Here is an 18,876-nt window from a genome sequence, read left to right as displayed (position 1 = left end):
AGGGGACCGCAATGACGGGAATGGAGATTCTGAAGCCGGTGGTGGCACTGGCTGCGTGGACGATGGTGATGTGGGTTTGGATGTATGCAACCCGCATTCCTGCGATCACCGCGCTGCCAAAGTCCGATGATCCCAAGGCCGATGTTGGCTGGACAGGCGCAAAGCTTGAAGGTTTGATTGCGCCGCATATCCAGTGGAAAGCGCATAACTACAACCACCTGCATGAAGCACCTACGGTATTCTATGCGGTTGCGATTGTGCTGGCGATCATTGGCCAGGGTGATGGCGTGAACTCGATGATCGCGTGGGCCTATGTCGCCCTGCGCGTGGTGCACTCGATCTTCCAGTCGACCGTCAACAAGGTCGCGCCGCGCTTTGCCTTGTTTGCACTTTCCAGCGTGGCGCTGATGGCGCTGGTGCTCCACGCCGCGATGGCGGTGTTCACGGCCTGACGAACAGGCTCGCCAACTCGACGTGTGTGGACCAGCGGAACTGGCCCACCGGCACGAGCCCGGCGAGCCTGTAGCCGCTTTCGATCAAGGTCGCGGCATCCTTGGCCCAACTGGCAGGGTTGCAACTGATATAGACCACGCGCGGGACGACCGACTGCGCGAGTTGCAAGACCTGCTCGCGCGCGCCGGCACGAGGCGGATCGAGCAGGACGGCGGCAAAGCGATCAAGCTCTGCCTTCTGCAGCGGATTGCGGAACAGGTCGCGGTGGAGCGAATGGACGGGACGCCCGTGCATTCGCGCGGCAGCCTGGCAGGCAAGGTGCGCATCGCGTGCGGCCTCGACGGCAAGAACCTTGGTGCCCGGCCGTGCCAGCGCGAAGGCGAAAGTGCCGAGGCCGGAGAACAGGTCCGCCACCGTGGACGCGCCTGCCAACCAATCGCGCGCAGCAGCGATCAAAGCATCCTCGCCATCGCGAGTGGCCTGCAGGAAGGCTCCGGGCGGGAGCCCAACCGGCACACCGCCAAGCGTTACCGTTACGGGATCGGGCTCCCACACAGTTTCTGGTCCATCGCCCTGATTAAGGGTCAGGCGGGAAATCCGGTTGTCCCGGGCGAAATCGAGCAAGGCTTCGGTCTGGGCGAGGCCTTCCATGGTGATACCGGCAAGATCGACGGTCGGCCCCTGATCGGCCATGGTCAGCGCGATATCCGCAGCAAGGCTGCGGCTGCCGCGCGCTTCAAGCAGACTGCGAATTGGCGCTACCAGCGCCGCAAGTTCGGGTGCGAGGACCGGGCATTCCCTGAGATCGACGATCTTGTGCGAACCGCCCTCGCGGAACCCCAGTACGACGCGCTTGCCGATGGCCTGCGCATGCAGCGTGGCGCGGCGGCGGGTCTGGGCGGGCGAGAGGTGCGGCGGCGATACTTCACCGGGATCGAGCCCCTGCCCCCGCGCCGCGCCTTCGACACGGCCGGCGACGTAGGCAGCCAGCGCGCCTTCGGAAAGATGCTGGAGCTGGCAGCCACCGCAAGCCGGAAAGTGGCGGCATGTGGGCGCGGCATGGTCAGGCCCCGGTGTCAGCGTGCCGTCCGCTTCAAGCACATCACCCGGCGCAGCAAGCTTTACGTAGCGACCATCAGCGGTCTGCCCTTCGCCCTTGGCGGCGACGCGAATGATTAGACCGGGATTGCTCATAAGAGCGCGGCGCTTAGGGCATAACCCGTCGCGGCCGCAAGGTCTCCGGCAGTAAAGGCAGGACCGCACCGCCGCGCGGCCTCCCCGTGTAGCCACAGGCCCTCCTGCGCGGCGCGATGTGCGTCGCCGTGGACGGCAAGGCGGCTAGCGATCATACCAGCGAGCACATCGCCGCTGCCGGCAACGGACAGCCATGTCGAGGCGCGCGGGCCAATCGTTACGTAACCGTCAGGCGAAGCGATCAGGCTATCTGGCCCTTTGAGGAGGACAACTGCCCGCGCGGCGACTGCCAACGCCAACGCACGGGCACGGCGGGGGCCGATAGCAGACAGACCGAAGGCCGCTTCGAGCGCAGCCATCTCGCCTTGGTGCGGTGTCAGCACGCGCGGCGCAGTGCCGGGGCTTTCGGGTTTAAGGAGGGTGAGCGCATCGGCGTCGATCACGACCGGACGATCTGCGACGAGCGCAGCGTTAAGACGGCCAACCGCTTCGGTACTGCGGCCAAGGCCGGGACCAACGAGGATCGCGGCTACGCGCGGGTCAGCCAGCGCAGCAAGATCCGTGACGTCACAGACCAGCGACGGCGCAACGCCTTCTGGTCGCGTGGAGGCCAGAAGCTTGACGTAGCCCGCACCAGCGCGCTGGGCAGCTTCGGCTGAGAGCAATGCGGCTCCGGGCATTGCCCCCGCCAACACGGCGAGAAGGCCGCGCCGGTATTTGTGGGCATCGGCCGCAGGCGACGCGATCCGCGGCTTTGCAAGGATACGCGCAGCGCCCGGCACTGCTTGCACGCCAATATCAACAAGCCTGAGCGCGCCCATGAGCGGCGCGGCAGGCATAGCGTAGTGCGCGTGCTTCCATGCGCCTAGCGCCACGGTTACGTCAAACATCGGCAGGCCGGGATTGAGCACCGCGCCGGAATTTGCCTCGATCCCGCTGGGAAGATCGGCAGCGATGCGCAAGGCGTGCCGATCGGCAAGCCCGGTAAGAAGGGCGAACAGGTCATCCGGCAAAGGCCGCGAGAGACCACTGCCGAACAGGCAATCGAGCAAGACGCCGCCGGACGCCATCACCTCCGGCTCCTGCACCGCTCCTGCGTAGAGCGCTCTTGCCGTCATGGCCTCGGGCGTGGTCGGCGCGCGCGCGGCGATCACCGTGACCGGGACACCATGCTCGGAGAGGTGCCGCGCCGCGACGTAGCCATCGCCGCCGTTGTTGCCGGGGCCGCAGAGCACGGTGACGGGGCGCCCTGCCCCAAGCCGCCGCGCCCATTCGCCGAGCGCGCGGCCCGCCGTTTCCATCAATTCCTGCGCAGGTGTGCCGCCCACAATGAGCGCCGCTTCGGCAGCGCGCATCGCGGCGACATCGAGGACTTGAGTCAGGTCAGCCGGCATCCTGCGTGCCGCTCTGGCGGACGATCCCGGACAGATCACGCACCCCGCCGCGCGCGGCGCTGGTGGTCATCAGGGCATAGGCCTGCAGCGCGAGGCTGACCTTGCGCGGACGCGGCTTTACCGGCTGCCACCCGCGCGCTTCGGCGGCCTTGCGGCGCTCGGCGAGCGTGGCATCATCGACGATCAGATTGATCGAGCGGTTCGGAATGTCGATTTCGATGCGGTCGCCCGTCTCGACGAGGCCGATCGTGCCGCCTTCCGCCGCTTCGGGCGAGCAGTGGCCGATCGAGAGGCCCGAAGTACCACCCGAGAAACGCCCGTCCGTCACGAGCGCGCAGGCAGCGCCAAGGCCCTTCGACTTGAGGTAGCTTGTCGGATAAAGCATTTCCTGCATGCCCGGCCCGCCGCGCGGCCCTTCGTAGCGGATCAGCACGACGTCACCCGCCTCGACCTGACCGGTAAGGATCGCCGTAACGGCAGCGTCCTGGCTTTCATAGACCTTGGCCGGGCCGCTGAACTTGAGGATCTTCTCGTCAACGCCCGCCGTCTTCACGATGCAGCCGTCCTTGGCGAGATTGCCAAAGAGGACGGCCAGCCCGCCATCCTTGCTGAAGGCGTGCTCGGCCGAACGGATCACGCCGGTCTCCCGGTCGAGATCGAGTTCCTTCCAGCGGCGCGACTGGCTGAAGGCAACCTGCGTCGGCACGCCGCCGGGGGCTGCCTTAAAGAATTCATGCACTTGCGGGTCATTGCTACGGGAAATGTCCCACTTGTTGATCGCATCCGCCATGGTCGGGCTATGGACGGTCGGCAGATCGGTGTGGAGCAACCCGGCCCGCTCGAGTTCGCCAAGGATCGCCATGATGCCGCCTGCGCGGTGCACGTCTTCCATGTGAACGTCGGACTTGGCCGGCGCCACCTTGGAAAGGCACGGTACGCGGCGCGAGAGGCGGTCGATATCGGCCATGGTGAAATCGACACCGGCCTCATGTGCGGCGGCGAGGAGGTGCAGCACGGTGTTGGTCGAACCGCCCATCGCGATATCAAGGCTCATCGCATTCTCGAATGCCTTGAAGCTGGCGACCTCGCGCGGGAGGACGCTGGCGTCATCCTGCTCGTAGTAACGGCGGCACAGATCGACCGAGAGACGGCCAGCCTCACGGAACAGGCGCTCGCGGTCGGCATGAGTCGCCAGCACCGAGCCGTTGCCCGGAAGCGAAAGGCCGAGCGCTTCGGTCAGGCAGTTCATCGAGTTGGCGGTGAACATGCCCGAGCACGAACCGCAGGTCGGGCAGGCCGAGCGCTCGATCGCGGTCACTTCCTCGTCGGTGTACTTCTCGTCAGCGGCGGCGACCATCGCGTCGACGAGGTCGAGCGCGACTTCCTTGCCCTTCAGCAATACCTTGCCGGCTTCCATCGGCCCGCCCGAGACAAACACGGCGGGGATGTTGATGCGCATTGCGGCCATCAGCATGCCGGGGGTGATCTTGTCGCAGTTCGAAATGCAGACCATGGCATCGGCGCAGTGCGCGTTGACCATGTACTCGACGCTGTCGGCGATCAGGTCGCGGCTGGGCAGCGAATAGAGCATCCCGTCGTGGCCCATGGCGATGCCGTCATCGACCGCGATGGTATTGAATTCCTTGGCGACGCCGCCCGCCGCCTCGATCTCGCGAGCGACGAGCTGGCCGAGGTCCTTGAGGTGGACGTGGCCGGGCACGAACTGGGTGAAACTGTTGACCACGGCAATGATCGGCTTGCCGAAGTCGCTGTCCTTCATGCCCGTGGCGCGCCACAGTCCGCGCGCGCCCGCCATGTTGCGGCCGTGGGTGGTGGTTCTGGAACGATAGACCGGCATTGGCATTCTCTCTTGAAGCTTGGTGCTCGCCTGAACGGCGACGATGCCGTGCACCTAGCGCAAGAGCGCTTTCCGGTCGAAAGTAATCTCCGCAACCATCCGGCTATTCGCCAAGCGCGATGGCTACCCGATTGGCAATGCGGGCAAGGCGTTCGGCCCAGGCCGCATGGTTGGCCGGATCGGCGATCTGATCTTGCCGCACTTCCACGCCGAAATAGGGACGCCCTTCCGCCTCGGCGTGGCGGTTCATCGTCGCATTGAGCAGGCGGCCCGAATAGGGCTCCTGATCGCCCACCACGAGCCCTTCGGCCTCCAACAGCGGAATGGCGAGACGCGAGGCGCGGTCGTCCTCGTTGTAGAGCACTCCGACCTGCCACGGGCGCTGCTGCGCCGGATCGCTGGCAAGCTGCGGCGTGAAGCTGTGCAGCGAAAGGATCAGCGCTGGCGGCGCATCATCAAGCAGCGCGGAAAGCGCTTCGTGGTAAGGACGATAGAAGCGCGCGAGCCGAGCTTCGTGGCCGGCGTGATCGAGCGCGTTGCCTGGAATGGCATGTCCGTCACTGGCGATGGGGCAGACTGTCGGGCCATGCTCGTCGCGGTTGAAATCGCAGACGAGGCGGCTGACGCCCCCAAGAAAGGCTGCAATGCCGGGGCGCTCGGCCATCTGGGCAGCGACACCTGCAACCCCGATATCAACCGCAATGTGCTGTTCAAGCAGCGCCGGGTCGATACCGAGGTCGATGTCGTCCGGCACCCGCTTCGATGCGTGATCGGAGACGACAAGAATGCCCCCAAAACGCGGCGTGCCAATGATCTGGTAGGCCTCGCTCATCGCAGAGCCCCCGCGAGGCGCCACCATTCCGGTGGCAAGGCACTCGCTGCCGCGTCGCGGGCTTGCGGGCTGTCGTAAAGCGCAAAACACGTCGCGCCCGAGCCGGACATGCGGGCAAGCCACGCGCCGCTTGCCTGCAATGCAGAGATGACGTCAGCGATCTGTGGCACGAGGGCGATGGCGCTTGGTTCCAGATCGTTGCGGCCTTCAAGCGCGATCGTGCGCAAGTCGCCTGTTGGCATGGGGCCATGGTCGATCTGGTCCCACCCCTTGAATACCGGACCGGTCGCGAGCGGGATACGCGGGTTGACGAGGAGGACCGGCGTTCCGGCCAGATCGTTGGCGACAGGTTCGAGTTCGGTCCCCGTTCCGCGTCCGATGCAGGCCTCGCTCAGCACGCAGGCGGGAACGTCAGCGCCCAGTTTCGCGGCGCGTTCGTGCCAGTCATCCGGCAGGCCATACGCGCGTTGGACCATGCGAAACACCGCGCCCGCATCGGCCGATCCGCCGCCGAGCCCCGCAGCGACAGGCAGGCGCTTCTCCAACGTAATCGCCAAACCACTGCCATGTGGCAGTGAATTCAAAGCCTTGGATACGATATTTCCAAACGGATCGGAAAGCGTGACCCCAAACTCACCCACGACATGAAGCACATCTTCGGCAGCAGGCTCAGCGACCAGTTCATCCCCCGCATCGACGAAGGCGAACAGCGTCTCAAGCTCATGATAGCCGTCCTCGCGCCGCCGCCGGACGTGGAGTGCGAGGTTGATCTTGGCGTAAGCGGTTTCGCGCATGACGAGCCCCCTCCCGCAAACCGGGAGGGGTATTCCATCACATGTTAGGATAGTTCGGGCCACCGCCGCCTTCCGGCGTGACCCATTCGATGTTCTGCGTCGTGTCCTTGATGTCGCAAGTCTTGCAGTGAACGCAGTTCTGGGCGTTGATCTGTAGGCGCGGATTGCCGTCCTCGCCGGTCAGGAACTCGTAAACGCCCGCCGGGCAGAAGCGCGCTTCAGGCCCCGCATAGAGCGGCAGGTTGATCCGCGTCGGGACGGTCGGATCCTTCAGCACGAGGTGGCACGGCTGGTCCTCCTCGTGGTTGGTGTAGGAGAACGAGACCGAGGTCAGGCGGTCGAATGAGATCACCCCGTCGGGCTTGGGGTATTCGATCGGCTTGAACAGATCGGCGCGCATGGTGTGCTCGCTATCCTTGTGGTGCTTCATCGCGCCGATCGGATTGACCTTGAGCACGCGCGCCCACATGTCCGCACCCGCCAGCACGGTGCCGAGCGACCCGCCGAACTTGGCAACCAACGGCTGCGCGTTCTGAACGAGCTTGAGTTCCTTGGCGATCCAGCTTTCGCGGACGGCGCTATCGTATTCGCCCAGTTCATCCTGCTCGCGGCCGTTCGCCATCGCGGCGGCAATCGCTTCGGCGGCGAGCATGCCGCTCTTCATCGCGGTGTGGCTGCCCTTGATGCGCGGCACGTTGACGAAGCCCGCCGAGCAGCCAATCAGCGCACCGCCCGGGAAAGCAAGGCGCGGCACCGACTGCCAGCCACCTTCGTTGATGGCGCGCGCGCCATAAGACACGCGGCGGCCGCCTTCGAGGATCTCGCGGATCGCCGGATGCTGCTTCCAGCGCTGGAATTCCTCGTAGGGATAGACGTAGGGATTCGCGTAATCGAGCGCGGTGACGAAGCCCAAGGCCACCTGATTGTTGGCCTGGTGATAGAGGAAGCCGCCGCCCCACGAATTGCTTTCGGAAAGCGGCCAGCCCTGCGTGTGGATCACTCGGCCCTGCACGTGCTTGTCGGGATCGATGTCCCACAGTTCCTTGATCCCGATGCCATAAACCTGCGGCTGGCATTCGCGCTCGAGGTCGTACTTGGACTTCAGCTGCTTCGTGAGATGTCCGCGCGCACCCTCTGCAAACAGGGTATATTTTGCGAGGAGCTCCATGCCCGGCTGATAGTCCGGCTTGTGGCTGCCATCCTTGGCCACGCCCATGTCGCCGGTCGCCACGCCGCGCACCGCGCCCTTGTCGTCGTAAAGAATCTCGGCGGCAGGGAAGCCGGGGAAGATCTCGACGCCGAGTTCGCCGGCCTGTTCGGCAAGCCAGCGGCAGAGGTTGCCAAGACTGCCAGTGTAGTTGCCGTGGTTCGACATGAACGGAGGCATCGGCCAGTGCGGCAGCGCGGTTTTGCCGCCGCGTGTCAGCACCCAGTGCCAGTTGTCGGTCACCGGCGTCTCGGCCATCGGACAGCCCTGCTCGCGCCATTCGGGCAGCAGTTCATCGAGCGCCTTTGGATCGACCACCGCGCCCGACAGGATATGCGCGCCGATTTCCGAACCTTTTTCGAGGATACAGACCGATATCTCGGAATTGACCTGCTTGAGGCGGATCGCCGCAGCCAGACCCGCAGGCCCGCCGCCGACAATCACGACGTCATACGGCATCGATTCCCGTTCGCTCATCTTCTCTCGCTCCGACCCCATATCGGGCACGCTGTGCCCCGAAAGCTCAAGTGCCTGCCTTGAAAGCTGGCGCAAGCAAGGTCAAGACCGCAAGGCGATGGGACCGGTAGACACAAATGACAGGTCGTTGGGCCAAGCCCTCGATGCAGCGCTCGGCTGGTGGGCCGAGGCAGGCGTCGACATGGCCTTTGTCGATGCGCCGCAGGACTGGCTGGCAGCGGATACTCCGGCACGTCCGGCAAAGGCCGCCCCCATGCTTCCCCCTGTCGAGCAGCGGCCACCGCGGGTTTCGTCGCAGATTGCTGCAGCTCCGCCAGTTGCTGAAGATCGTAGCGCATGGCCTGAAAAATTCGAGGATTTTGCGGCTTGGTGGCTAACCGAACCGACGCTTGCACCGAAGGGCGCGCGGCGGTTTGCACCCACGGGTCCGCACGGGGCCAAGTTGATGGTGCTTGTGCCGATGCCAGCCGAGGACGACGGGGAAACGCTGCTGTCCGGCCGCAATGGCAAGCTGCTCGACTCCATGCTGGGCGCGATGGGGCTGGAACCGGCCACCGTCTACCGCGCATCGGCCCTGCCGGCCCGAATCGCCCTGCCCGATTGGGCAGGATTGGGCATGGCCGGCCTTGGGGCAGTGCTGAAACGGCATATCGCGCTGGCTGCACCCGAGCGGATGCTGGTGTTTGGCCGCGGGGACATCCTGACGCTTCTCGGGCACGACTCAGCGCAAAATGCTCACCATTTACGCGTGCTTAACCATGAGAGTGGCAGTATTCCGGCAGGGTTCGAATACGATCTCGAAACCTTGTTGGCCAAACCGAGCTGGAAAGCAGGGGTCTGGCAGCGCTGGTTGGACGGGATGGCTGGACAGGCCGTTTCGGCATGACCGTGAAGACTGGCAGATTTGAACGGGAAGAGATCCGAAGTGGGATGTTCGTGCGGGGCCAATCGTTCGTGAAGTTCAGCCGAACTGCATTGCTTGCCGTGGCTGCCGTTCTCGCTGCCAGTACTGCCGCGCCTGCGTCTGCCAACAGCGCTGCTGCCGAATACTTCCGTGCGCGGACTGATCGAACCGCGGTGCCCTCGCTTCTCAGCCAGGAAGACCGCGCCTTTTACAAGCAGATGTTCGGCGCGATCGAGCGCGAGGACTGGACGACGGTGCAGTCGCTGCTCGCCCAGCGCCCCGATGGTCCGCTCCATGCGGTTGCCAAGGCGCAGTATTTCCTCGCTTCCAGTTCGCCAAAGGCAGAACTTGCGCCGCTGACGCAGGTCCTTTCCTCAGCGCCTGAGCTGCCGTGGGCCGAACAGCTGAGCCGCCTTGCGCTGAAGCGCGGCGCGACCGAACTGCCGGCGCTCCCCAGCGCGCAGCCGATGATGGCGCTGCCCGGCCTGCCCAAGCGCATCAAGCCGCGCCCGGTTGCCGATGGCACAATGCCAGACAGCGTGGCGCTCGCCATTCAGGACCGCATCAAGAACGACGACCCGCTTGGCGCCCGCATCCTGCTCGACGGGATCGAAGCCAGCCTTTCGGCAGAGGCACGCGCCGAATGGCATCAGCGCGTGGGCTGGGCGTTCTACATCGAGAACGACGACACCAATGCGCGCAACGTCTCGCTGGGCGCGCTGCAGGGCGCGAGTGGGCCGTGGGTGGCCGAAGCGCTGTGGACCGCAGGCCTCGCCGCCTGGCGGCTCGGCGATTGCCAGAACGCGGCGAGCAGCTTCGAGCAAGCCGCCAGCGTCGCGCAGAATGACGAGCTTAACGCCGCCGCCAATTACTGGGCCGGGCGCGCATGGATGCGCTGCCGGGCGCCGGAAAAGGTTGCGGGCGCAATGCGCAACGCCGCACGGCTGCGCGATACGCTTTACGGCATGATCGCCAGCGAAGCGCTGGGCATCAAGGAAACGACGCTCACTTCGGCGCCGGATTTCACTTCGGACGATTGGCAACATCTGCGTCAGGTCAGCAACGTGCGCCTTGCGGTTGAGCTTGCCGAGATTGGCGAAGACGGCCTTGCCGACGAACTGCTGCGCCATCAGGCGCGGATCGGCGATCCCTCGCTCTATGCGCCGCTTTCGCGCCTTGCCCGCGATCTGGGCTTGCCGGCGACGCAGCTGTGGATGGCCTACAATGCGCCCTCGGGTGCCAAGGCCGATGCCGCCGCGCGCTTCCCGGCGCCGCGCTGGGTTCCGGCGACGGGTTGGAAGGTCGATCCGGCGCTGCTCTTCGCGCATTCGCTTCAGGAATCGAATTTCCGCACGGCGGTCGTCAGCCCGGCCGGTGCGCGAGGGTTGATGCAGGTTCTGCCCGGCACCGCGCGTGGCATTGTCCGCGATGAGCCGGCCATGGCAGGGCGTGAGAGCCAGCTCGATCTGCCCGACGTGAACCTTGCCTTCGGGCAGGGCTACCTCGTGCGGCTGCGCGATTCGGGCGCGACCGGCGGGCTGCTGCCCAAGGTCATCGCCGCCTACAACGCGGGCCCCATGCCGATCAGCCGCTGGAACAATGAAATCCGTGACAACGGCGATCCGCTGCTGTGGATGGAATCGATCCCCTATTGGGAGACGCGCGGCTACGTTTCGATCGTGATGCGCAATTACTGGATGTACGAGCGCCAGGCCGGCGGCCCGTCTGAGAGCCGCATCGGCCTCGCGCAGGGTATGTGGCCGAAGTTCCCGGGCCTCACCGGCGCGGATAGTGTAAGGATGGCCTCGCGTGGCAATTGATACTTCGCGCACGTTCAAGCCGATCAACATCGCGCTGCTGACCGTTTCGGACACGCGCGGGCCGGAGGATGATACCTCGGGCGATATCCTGGCAGAGCGGATCAAGGCAGCGGGGCATCACCTTGCCGCGCGCGCAATTGAGAAGGACGATGCCTCGCGCATCGCCAGCCGGCTCAACAACTGGATCGATGACCGCAGCGTCGATGCTGTCGTGATTACCGGCGGCACCGGCCTTACCGGGCGTGACGTCACCCCCGAAGCGCTCGACCGCGTGAAGACGCGCGATATTCCGGGCTTCGGCGAACTGTTCCGCTGGCTCAGCTTCAAGACCATCGGCACCAGCACGATCCAGTCGCGCGCCTGCGCGGTTGTGGCACGCGGAACCTATATCTTCGCCCTCCCCGGCTCGAACGGTGCGGTGAAGGATGGCTGGGACGGAATTCTCGCCGAACAGCTCGACAGCCGCAACCGGCCCTGCAATTTCGTCGAACTGATGCCCAGGCTGCTGGAGAAGTAGGCGCGTCAAACAGACTGGCGTCCGCCGCCTGTTCTCACTATGTTCTCTTAAATGGGAACATCCGATTCCACCATTCGCGGCCGCGGTGCGCAATCGGCGCTGGTGCCCACGCGCTTCGGGCTGAACACGCGCGACGCTGATGGCGATTGGCTGGATGCAGCGGAAACGGTGGATGGTCCCGGCCCCAAGCTGCGGACAACCGTGACCGAGGAATCCCCCAAGACAGCGATTTCCTACAACACCTCGCCGGACATTCCCTTCGACCGTTCGCTCAATCCCTATCGTGGCTGCGAACATGGCTGCGTCTATTGCTATGCGCGGCCCACCCATGCCTGGCATGATCTATCGCCGGGGCTGGATTTCGAGACGAAGCTGTTTGCGAAGCCCGCCGCGCCCCTGCTGCTGCGCAAGGCGTTTGCCGCGCGCGGCTATACCCCTGCCCCGCTGGCGCTGGGCACCAATACCGATCCCTACCAGCCAATCGAAAGCCGCTACCGGATCACGCGGGCGGTTCTCGAGGTGTGCCTCGAAACGGGGCATCCGGTGACGATCACGACCAAGTCGGCCCGCGTTCTTGATGATCTCGATTTCCTCAGCGAACTGGCGAAGCGAAACCTGACGGCTGTCTCGATCTCGGTGACGAGCCTCGATCCCCGGTTGTCGGGCATACTTGAGCCGCGCGCTTCGGCCCCGGCCAAGCGCCTTGCTGCGCTGGAGGCGCTGGCGAAGGCAGGAGTCCATGCCAACGTCTCCGTCTCACCGATCATCCCGGCGATCACGGACAGCTTTATCGAGGCCATCCTTGCCGAAGCAGGCGCGCGCGGGGTGCAGTCCGCGAGTTGGATCATGCTGCGCTTGCCACATGAAGTTGCGCCGCTGTTCCGCGAATGGCTGGAAGTGCATTTCCCGGACCGCGCGGCGAAAGTCATGGCCATCGTGCAATCGGTGCGCGGCGGGAAGGACAACGACGCCCGCTTCTTCAGCCGGATGAAGCCGACCGGGGTCTGGGCCGATCTGGTGCGGAACCGGTTCCGGCTGGGACTGAAGCGCGCGGGGATTGCGCAGGCAAAGCCGGTGCTCGATTGCAGCCAGTTCAGACCGCCAAGCCGCGACGGGCAACTCGCGCTGTTCTAATCTGGCCGTTCGCCGCTGGGCAGATAGCGCCGCTCACCCGAAACCGGATCGAACCAGACTTTGAGGATCTGGCCGGATTGGTGATCCACTTCCCGCTCCGAGGTAAGCTGCCAGACGCCGCGTCGATGGCGCTTCTTTGCAAGATATCCGGCATCGAACAAAGTACCGACCAGGATCAGGCCAGCAAACAGCAGCAAGGGAAAACCGCCGCCATCAAGCGCGCTTGCCTGCAGGAACAGGCCGCCCAGAGCGGCCAACACGGCTATCGCCAGCGCAACGGCGCGGCCGTTCGGCGTCATAGCGGCTTCAGTTTGACCGCCGTGCCATAGGCGACGACTTCGTTCATCGTCTGGCCAATCGAGCCGGAATCGAAGCGCATCATCACGACAGCGTCCGCGCCCATGAGAGCGGCGTTCATGACGAGCCGGTCGATCGCATGGCGGCGGGTGTCCTCCACCAGCGCGGAGTATTCCTTGATCTCACCGCCGATGATCGAGCGCAGGCCAGCAACGATATTGCCGCCCAGCCCGCGGCTGCGCACCACCACTCCAAAAACCTGCCCAAGGCATTCGGTTACCTCGCGGCCGGCGACATTCTCGGTGGTGGCGATAATCATCAGGCAAGGCTTTCCTTGGGAGCAAAGCGCACCAGCCGCGACGTAGCGACCGCCGCCTGCCGGTGGACAACGACCGGAGCATAGTCCGGATCCTTGACCATGCCCATGAAACTTGCAGCATCAGGATAGGCCATCACGAAAGTCTCGTCCCAATCCCACTCGGCGGGGCCCGTCACCATCGCTTCGAACGCCCCCGCCCAGACGATATGGCCGCCCGAACGCTCCAGCACCGGCCTGATCGTGCGCATGTACTCACGGTAGGCCTCAGCCCCGGTCAGCCCCTTGTCCGCGAGCGGGTGGCCTTCGGGATAGGCCGCCTTTTCGCGGAAGCGGACGAGATTGAGCATGTGGATCGGAGTGTCGCGCGGCAGGGCCTTGAACTTTTCGAAGTTCTCGCGGCTCGGATCGATATAGGCCTCGTCCATCACGTTTTCAGCCATCTCAGGCGCTCCATTGCCAATCGCGGAACTGATCGCGCAGGTCCTTCTTGCTGATCTTGCCGGTGCCGGTGTGCGGGATCTCGTCCACAAAGGCGACCGCATCGGGCAGCCACCACTTGGCGACGTGGGTGCCAAGATACTCGCGCAGCGCATCAGGGCACACGTCCGCACCGGGCTTCTTGACCACCACCAGCAGCGGGCGTTCATCCCAGCGGGGGTGATAGACGCCGATCGCGGCAGCTTCGGCCACGCCCGGGAAGCCGATGGCGGCGTTCTCGAGCTCGACCGAACTGATCCATTCACCGCCCGACTTGATCACGTCCTTGGTGCGGTCGGTCAGCTGCAAGGTGCCATCCGGATGAAGCACCGCAACGTCGCCGGTGTCGAACCAGTTGTCGGCATCGGTCGCGGGATTTTCAGCCTTGAAATAGCGGCCCACAACCCACGGCCCGCGCACCTGCAGCGCACCGGATGACTTGCCATCGCGAGGCAGGACCTTGCTGTAGTCATCGAGATCGACGCAGCGCAGTTCCACGCCGAACGGCACGCGGCCCTGCATCGCCTTGATCGTGACCTGCTCGTCGAACGAAAGCTCGTCCCAGTTCGATGTCTCGGTTCCCGTCGTGCCAATGGGCGACGTCTCGGTCATCCCCCAGGCGTGGGCGACGCGCCGGCCCGCCTTCATGAAGCGCTGGATCATCGCGCGGGGCATGGCCGAACCGCCGCAGACCACGGTGTGCAGATCCGCGGGAATGTCCTTCCCCTGCGCATCGATGTGCTGGAGCAGGCTGAGCCAGACTGTCGGCACGCCGGCGGAGGTCGTCACCTTCTCGCGCTCCATCAGTTCGCACAGCACGGAAGCCTCGTTCACCGCGCTGTAGACAAACTTGGCACCCGCTGCCGCGCCGGCCCACGGAAGGCCCCAGCTTGCAGCATGGAACATCGGCACGATGGGAAGCGCAACCGTGCGGCAATCCATGCCGAAGACCTGCGGGGTCATCGCCGTCATCGCGTGAAGCACGGTCGAGCGGTGTTCATAGAGCACGCCCTTGGGGTTGCCGGTGGTGCCGCTGGTATAGCAGAGCATGCAGGGGTCACGCTCATCACCGTCGGCCCATTCGCCCTTGCCATCTTCGGTGGCGATCCAGTCCTCGAAATGCTCGGCAGGGTCGCTGCTGTCGAAGCAGACGTAGTGCTCGATGGTCTTCCAGCGCGGCTTCATCCGTTCAACGATCGGTGCGAAGGCCGCATCGAACAGCATCACGCGGTCTTCGGCATGGTTGGCGATGTAATCGAGCTGTTCGTCGAACAGGCGCGGGTTGATCGTGTGGAGCACGCCGCCGACACCAACCGCGCCGTACCACGTCACGAGATGGCGGTGATGGTTCATCGCCAATGTGGCGACGCGGTCGCCCGGCTTGATCCCCAGCTTCGCCAGCTTTTGCGCCATGCGCATGGCATCGTGGCGGATACCGGCCCAGGTCGTGCGGCTTTCGCTGCCATCGGCCCAGCGCGAAACGATCTCGCGACCGCCATGTTCGCGCGCGGCGTGATCGATAAAACGCGTCACGCGCAGGGACCAATCCTGCATGGCGCCCAGCTGCATCCCCAACTCCCCTTTAATGCCTTGTTCTATTCGACGAGCCGCAAGTGCCGGTCGGCCCGCGCGGTAAGGGCCACATTGGCAAGCCCTTCCACCGGAATCAATCGCTCGATTACATCTGAATCAAGTGAGAAATCATTGCCAAGCCGCATGACAGGCTCGCGGCCAGTACCCGTGCGCAAGCGGGCAATGACTTCACCCCGCGCACCTTCTGCGCGGGGCAGCAGCAGCGCGAGTTCGGACATCGCTTCAGGTTTCGTCACATCGAGCTTGAGCAGCATCCGCGCGGCGCTGCTGACCGACGCCAGCGGACGCGCACCGCGCACGGTAATGCGCGGCGGCTCGTCCGGGTTTGGGCGGTCCAACTCCACATTGAGCAGCACGCATGTCCCATCGCGCGCCCATTGCTGGAACGGCTCAACGAGCGACTCCTCAAAGCACGAGGCCGAGAACTGGCCGCTGCTGTCGGAGAAATCGGCGGCGATGAAATCATTGCCCTTCTTGGTCTTGCGGCGGTTCACGTTCTCGACCAGCGCCGCCATTACCGCGCCGCTGCGCCCACCGGCAGCGTCGCCATCGCCGCTCATCAGGCTGCCGTAAGTCCGCGCGCCGTTGGCCGAAGCGACGGCGCGATATTCGGTGACCGGATGCGCCGCGAAGTAGAAACCGAAGGTGTCGCGCTCCGCCGCCATCTGATCGGCACGCGACCAAGGCGCGGTCTCGGAAAGGCGCGTGGCAGGAACAGCGTGATCCTCCGCGCCGAACAGCCCTGCCTGCCCGGAGGTGCGCGAGCGCGCGGCTTCATCGGCCACCGCCATCAGCAATTCGGCATTGGCGGTGATCTGCGCGCGGTTCGGCTCCAGCGCATCGAATGCGCCCGCCGCCGCGAGCGCTTCGAGTCCACGCCGATTCATCGCGCCTGCCGGCAAGCGGCGAAACAGGTCATCGAGGCTGGTGTAGGGCCCGTTCGCCTCACGCTCGGCAACGATGGCGTCCATCGCCTTCTCACCCACGTTGCGCAGGCCCGCGAGCGCATAGCGGACCGCATAGCCATCCTCGGTGCGCTCGACAGTGAACTCGGCCTCGGAGCGGTTGATGTCCGGCCCATGCAGCGCGATGCCGGAGCGGCGCATGTCATCGACAAAGACCGCCAGCTTTTCCGATTGGTGCATGTCGAAGCACATCGAAGCAGCGTAAAACTCGTGCGGGTAGTGCGTTTTGAGCCACGCAGTCTGGTAAGCAAGCAGCGCGTAGGCGGCAGCGTGGGACTTGTTGAAGCCGTAGCCGGCAAACTTGTCGATCAAATCGAACAGCTCGTTGGCCTTCTTGGCGTCGATCCCGGACACTTCCTTGCAGCCATCGACAAAGCGCTGGCGCTGCGCATCCATTTCGGCCTGAACCTTCTTGCCCATCGCGCGGCGCAGCAAGTCTGCATCGCCCAGCGAGTACCCCGCGAGGATCTGCGCAGCCTGCATCACCTGTTCCTGATAGACGAAGATCCCGTACGTCTCAGCGAGAATGACCGAGAGCTTCTCGTGCGGGTATTCGATGGCCTCCAGCCCGTTCTTGCGGCGACCGAACAGCGGGATGTTGTCCATCGGGCCCGGGCGATAGAGCGACACGAGCGCGATGATGTCGCCGAAATTGGTCGGTTTCACCGCTGCCAGCGTGCGGCGCATGCCTTCCGATTCCAGCTGGAACACGCCAACCGTGTCGCCCGACTGGAGCAGTTTGTAGACCTGCGCATCATCCCACGCGAGGCGGTCGAGATCGATCTGGATGCCGCGCTTGGCCATCAGGTCCACAGCCTTGCGCAGCACGGACAGCGTCTTGAGGCCGAGGAAGTCGAACTTCACAAGGCCCGCTTCCTCGACGAACTTCATGTCGAACTGCGTCACCGGCATGTCCGAACGCGGATCGCGGTAGAGCGGCACGAGCTGCGCCAAGGGACGGTCGCCGATCACGACGCCCGCCGCGTGGGTCGAGCTGTTGCGCGGCAGACCTTCCAGCTGCATCGCCAGATCGATCAAGCGGCGCACTTCCGGATCGCGGTCGTATTCGCGCTTCAGATCGGCAATGCCGTTGAGCGCGCGGGGCAGCGGCCAGGGGTCCGTCGGGTGGTTGGGCACCATCTTGCACAGGCGGTCGACCTGCCCGTAGCTCATCTGCAGGATGCGCCCGGTATCGCGCAGCACCGCGCGGGCCTTCAGCTTACCGAAGGTGATGATCTGCGCGACGTGATCGTCACCGTATTTGCGCTGGACGTAGCGGATCACTTCACCGCGCCGCGTTTCGCAGAAATCGATGTCGAAGTCCGGCATCGAGACGCGTTCCGGATTGAGGAAGCGTTCGAACAGCAGACCCAGCTTGATCGGATCGAGATCGGTGATGGTGAGCGCCCACGCCACCAGCGAGCCCGCGCCGGAACCGCGCCCCGGCCCCACCGGAATGCCCTGTTCCTTGGCCCACTTGATGAAGTCGGCCACGATCAGGAAGTAGCCGCCAAAGCCCATGCGGTTGATGATGCCGATCTCGAATTCGAGCCGGTCGCGGTACTGCCTTACTTCGTCCCAATGCCCTTCGGCGCGCAGGACTTCGGCGGACAAGCTGTCCATGTCCTCAGCCGGGCAGGTGAGCGCCTGCGCCAGTTCCTCGGCGGCAGCTTCGGGATAATATGGCTTGAGCCGCACGACGAGGCCGCGCCGCGAATCCTCGGCCATCATCCGCGCTTCGCCTTCCTTGTCGCCGGCAAGGCTGGGCAGGATCGGCTTGCGATAGGGCGGCTTGTACGCGGTGCGCTGCGCGACGACGAGCGTGTTCGCCAGCGCTTCGGGGAGATCGGCGAAGGTCTCCTCCATCAGCGGCGCAGGCTTGATCCACCATTCCTTCGAAGAACGCGGGCGGTCCACGGAATCGACGTGCGTCGAGCTTGCGATGCAGAGCATGGCATCGTGCGCGTCGTAAAAGGTCCGCTCGGCAAAGCAGGCGGGATTTGTGGCGACGAGCGGCAGATCGCGCGCATAAGCGAGATCGATCAGCGCTCCTTCCGCCGCCATCTCGACCGGATCGTTCCGCCGGGCCAGTTCGATATAGAGTCGCTCAGGGAACAAGGCCTCAAGCTGCTGGACATAGGCTTCGGCCGCGATCTGCTGGCCATCGGCGAGCAGGCGGGTCAGCCCGCCCTCGCCAGCCGCCGTCAGGCAGAGCAGCCCGTCGCTGTGGCCTTCCAGTTCCGCCAGGGGCACGTGCGGCGCAAACTCCAGCGGCCGCGCAAGGTGCGCCCGGCTGACGAGGTGGCAGAGGTTGTCGTAGCCACGCGCATCCTGCGCATAGAGCGCCAGCCAGTCGATGGTCGGCGCGCTCGCTCCGAACCCGGTGTTCGCTGCCCCTTCCCGCGCCGGACGCGCCACCGCGAGCATCGTGCCGATGACCGGCTGGACGCCCATGTCGAGGCAGGCCTTGGCGAAGGCAACGCTGCCATAGAGCCCGTTGCGATCAGTGATCGCCGCGGCCGGAAAGCCCCGCTCCGCTGCCGTCTTGGCAATCGCCTTCGGATCGATCGCGCCGTCGAGCATCGTGTAGGACGAGAAGATGCGCAGCGGAACGAAGGGAGCATGGGGCATGCGCGTGAGG

General features: G+C 64.9%; 16 protein-coding genes. 5 read left to right on the top strand and 11 right to left on the bottom strand.

What is annotated here, in order from left to right; genetic code table 11:
* Positions 1–11: 11 nt before the first annotated feature.
* Positions 12–452, top strand: coding sequence for an MAPEG family protein (locus tag NSE01_RS00585; RefSeq protein ID WP_147157675.1), 441 nt, complete (start codon positions 12–14; stop codon positions 450–452).
* Here NSE01_RS00585 and NSE01_RS00580 read toward each other — a convergent pair.
* The 6 genes from NSE01_RS00580 to NSE01_RS00555 form a co-directional block, all read right to left on the bottom strand.
* Positions 442–1,647 carry a class I SAM-dependent RNA methyltransferase gene (locus NSE01_RS00580; RefSeq protein WP_147157674.1) on the bottom strand — a complete coding sequence of 402 codons (1,206 nt, stop codon included), beginning with the start codon at positions 1,645–1,647 and terminating at the stop codon, positions 442–444. The genes NSE01_RS00585 and NSE01_RS00580 overlap by 11 nt on opposite strands.
* Positions 1,644–3,041, bottom strand: a complete 1,398-nt coding sequence (locus tag NSE01_RS00575; protein WP_147157673.1) for an NAD(P)H-hydrate dehydratase — start codon at positions 3,039–3,041, stop codon at positions 1,644–1,646. Before NSE01_RS00575 ends, NSE01_RS00580 begins: the two co-directional genes overlap by 4 nt.
* Entirely contained in the window at positions 3,031–4,899 is a 1,869-nt protein-coding gene (ilvD, locus tag NSE01_RS00570; protein WP_147157672.1) for a dihydroxy-acid dehydratase, read from the bottom strand. Before ilvD ends, NSE01_RS00575 begins: the two co-directional genes overlap by 11 nt.
* A gap of 103 nt (positions 4,900–5,002) precedes the next feature.
* Complete coding sequence (locus tag NSE01_RS00565) at positions 5,003–5,731, bottom strand: N-formylglutamate amidohydrolase (RefSeq protein ID WP_147157671.1); 729 nt, start codon at positions 5,729–5,731, stop codon at positions 5,003–5,005.
* Complete coding sequence (locus tag NSE01_RS00560) at positions 5,728–6,525, bottom strand: 4-(cytidine 5'-diphospho)-2-C-methyl-D-erythritol kinase (RefSeq protein ID WP_147157670.1); 798 nt, start codon at positions 6,523–6,525, stop codon at positions 5,728–5,730. The genes NSE01_RS00565 and NSE01_RS00560 overlap by 4 nt, the downstream gene beginning before the upstream one ends.
* A 37-nt stretch (positions 6,526–6,562) precedes the next feature.
* A complete protein-coding gene (locus NSE01_RS00555; RefSeq protein WP_147157669.1) occupies positions 6,563–8,209 on the bottom strand; it encodes an electron transfer flavoprotein-ubiquinone oxidoreductase in 1,647 nt (548 codons plus the stop codon).
* 181 nt (positions 8,210–8,390) lie between these two features.
* Here NSE01_RS00555 and NSE01_RS00550 point away from each other — a divergent pair, with 181 nt between their 5' ends.
* The 4 genes from NSE01_RS00550 to NSE01_RS00535 all read left to right on the top strand — a co-directional run bounded on the left by NSE01_RS00550 (position 8,391) and on the right by NSE01_RS00535 (position 12,584).
* Entirely contained in the window at positions 8,391–9,095 is a 705-nt protein-coding gene (locus tag NSE01_RS00550; protein WP_246134959.1) for a uracil-DNA glycosylase family protein, read from the top strand.
* 68 nt (positions 9,096–9,163) lie between these two features.
* Positions 9,164–10,933 carry a lytic transglycosylase domain-containing protein gene (locus NSE01_RS00545; RefSeq protein ID WP_246134958.1) on the top strand — a complete coding sequence of 590 codons (1,770 nt, stop codon included), beginning with the start codon at positions 9,164–9,166 and terminating at the stop codon, positions 10,931–10,933.
* Positions 10,923–11,450, top strand: a complete 528-nt coding sequence (gene moaB, locus NSE01_RS00540; protein ID WP_147157666.1) for a molybdenum cofactor biosynthesis protein B — start codon at positions 10,923–10,925, stop codon at positions 11,448–11,450. The genes NSE01_RS00545 and moaB overlap by 11 nt, the downstream gene beginning before the upstream one ends.
* A gap of 51 nt (positions 11,451–11,501) precedes the next feature.
* The gene (locus NSE01_RS00535; RefSeq protein ID WP_147157665.1) at positions 11,502–12,584 is read left to right on the top strand and encodes a PA0069 family radical SAM protein; all 1,083 of its coding nucleotides are present in this window, start codon (positions 11,502–11,504) and stop codon (positions 12,582–12,584) included.
* Here the strand turns inward: NSE01_RS00535 and NSE01_RS00530 are convergent.
* The 5 genes from NSE01_RS00530 to dnaE are packed head-to-tail and all read right to left on the bottom strand — an operon-like array spanning position 12,581 to position 18,866.
* Entirely contained in the window at positions 12,581–12,883 is a 303-nt protein-coding gene (locus tag NSE01_RS00530; RefSeq protein ID WP_147157664.1) for a hypothetical protein, read from the bottom strand. The two genes, NSE01_RS00535 and NSE01_RS00530, sit on opposite strands and share 4 nt — an antisense overlap.
* A complete protein-coding gene (locus tag NSE01_RS00525; RefSeq protein ID WP_147157663.1) occupies positions 12,880–13,200 on the bottom strand; it encodes a YbjQ family protein in 321 nt (106 codons plus the stop codon). The genes NSE01_RS00530 and NSE01_RS00525 overlap by 4 nt, the downstream gene beginning before the upstream one ends.
* Positions 13,200–13,640 (bottom strand): DUF1330 domain-containing protein, encoded by a 441-nt coding sequence (locus NSE01_RS00520; protein ID WP_246134957.1) that lies wholly within the window; start codon positions 13,638–13,640, stop codon positions 13,200–13,202. Before NSE01_RS00520 ends, NSE01_RS00525 begins: the two co-directional genes overlap by 1 nt.
* Position 13,641: 1 nt before the next feature.
* Positions 13,642–15,246, bottom strand: a complete 1,605-nt coding sequence (locus tag NSE01_RS00515; protein ID WP_147157662.1) for a long-chain fatty acid--CoA ligase — start codon at positions 15,244–15,246, stop codon at positions 13,642–13,644.
* Between the two features lie 26 nt (positions 15,247–15,272).
* The gene (dnaE, locus tag NSE01_RS00510; protein WP_147157661.1) at positions 15,273–18,866 is read right to left on the bottom strand and encodes a DNA polymerase III subunit alpha; all 3,594 of its coding nucleotides are present in this window, start codon (positions 18,864–18,866) and stop codon (positions 15,273–15,275) included.
* Positions 18,867–18,876: the final 10 nt, after the last annotated feature.

Source organism: Novosphingobium sediminis (assembly GCF_007991615.1).
Taxonomy (GTDB): domain Bacteria; phylum Pseudomonadota; class Alphaproteobacteria; order Sphingomonadales; family Sphingomonadaceae; genus Novosphingobium; species Novosphingobium sediminis.
The sequence above is the reverse complement of the archived record's forward strand: the minus strand, read 5'-3'. Positions and strand labels throughout refer to the sequence as shown.

Bases quoted from the DNA above. Each gene is read 5' to 3' on its own strand.
- NSE01_RS00515 (WP_147157662.1), bottom strand. From the start codon at position 15,246: ATGCAGCTGGGCGCCATGCAGGATTGGTCCCTGCGCGTGACGCGTTTT.
- NSE01_RS00580 (WP_147157674.1), bottom strand. From the start codon at position 1,647: ATGAGCAATCCCGGTCTAATCATTCGCGTCGCCGCCAAGGGCGAAGGG.
- NSE01_RS00585 (WP_147157675.1), top strand. From the start codon at position 12: ATGACGGGAATGGAGATTCTGAAGCCGGTGGTGGCACTGGCTGCGTGG.
- ilvD (WP_147157672.1), bottom strand. From the start codon at position 4,899: ATGCCGGTCTATCGTTCCAGAACCACCACCCACGGCCGCAACATGGCG.
- NSE01_RS00525 (WP_147157663.1), bottom strand. From the start codon at position 13,200: ATGATTATCGCCACCACCGAGAATGTCGCCGGCCGCGAGGTAACCGAA.
- NSE01_RS00530 (WP_147157664.1), bottom strand. From the start codon at position 12,883: ATGACGCCGAACGGCCGCGCCGTTGCGCTGGCGATAGCCGTGTTGGCC.
- NSE01_RS00575 (WP_147157673.1), bottom strand. From the start codon at position 3,041: ATGCCGGCTGACCTGACTCAAGTCCTCGATGTCGCCGCGATGCGCGCT.
- NSE01_RS00535 (WP_147157665.1), top strand. From the start codon at position 11,502: ATGGGAACATCCGATTCCACCATTCGCGGCCGCGGTGCGCAATCGGCG.
- NSE01_RS00550 (WP_246134959.1), top strand. From the start codon at position 8,391: ATGGCCTTTGTCGATGCGCCGCAGGACTGGCTGGCAGCGGATACTCCG.
- NSE01_RS00560 (WP_147157670.1), bottom strand. From the start codon at position 6,525: ATGCGCGAAACCGCTTACGCCAAGATCAACCTCGCACTCCACGTCCGG.
- NSE01_RS00565 (WP_147157671.1), bottom strand. From the start codon at position 5,731: ATGAGCGAGGCCTACCAGATCATTGGCACGCCGCGTTTTGGGGGCATT.
- NSE01_RS00520 (WP_246134957.1), bottom strand. From the start codon at position 13,640: ATGGCTGAAAACGTGATGGACGAGGCCTATATCGATCCGAGCCGCGAG.
- NSE01_RS00555 (WP_147157669.1), bottom strand. From the start codon at position 8,209: ATGAGCGAACGGGAATCGATGCCGTATGACGTCGTGATTGTCGGCGGC.
- dnaE (WP_147157661.1), bottom strand. From the start codon at position 18,866: ATGCCCCATGCTCCCTTCGTTCCGCTGCGCATCTTCTCGTCCTACACG.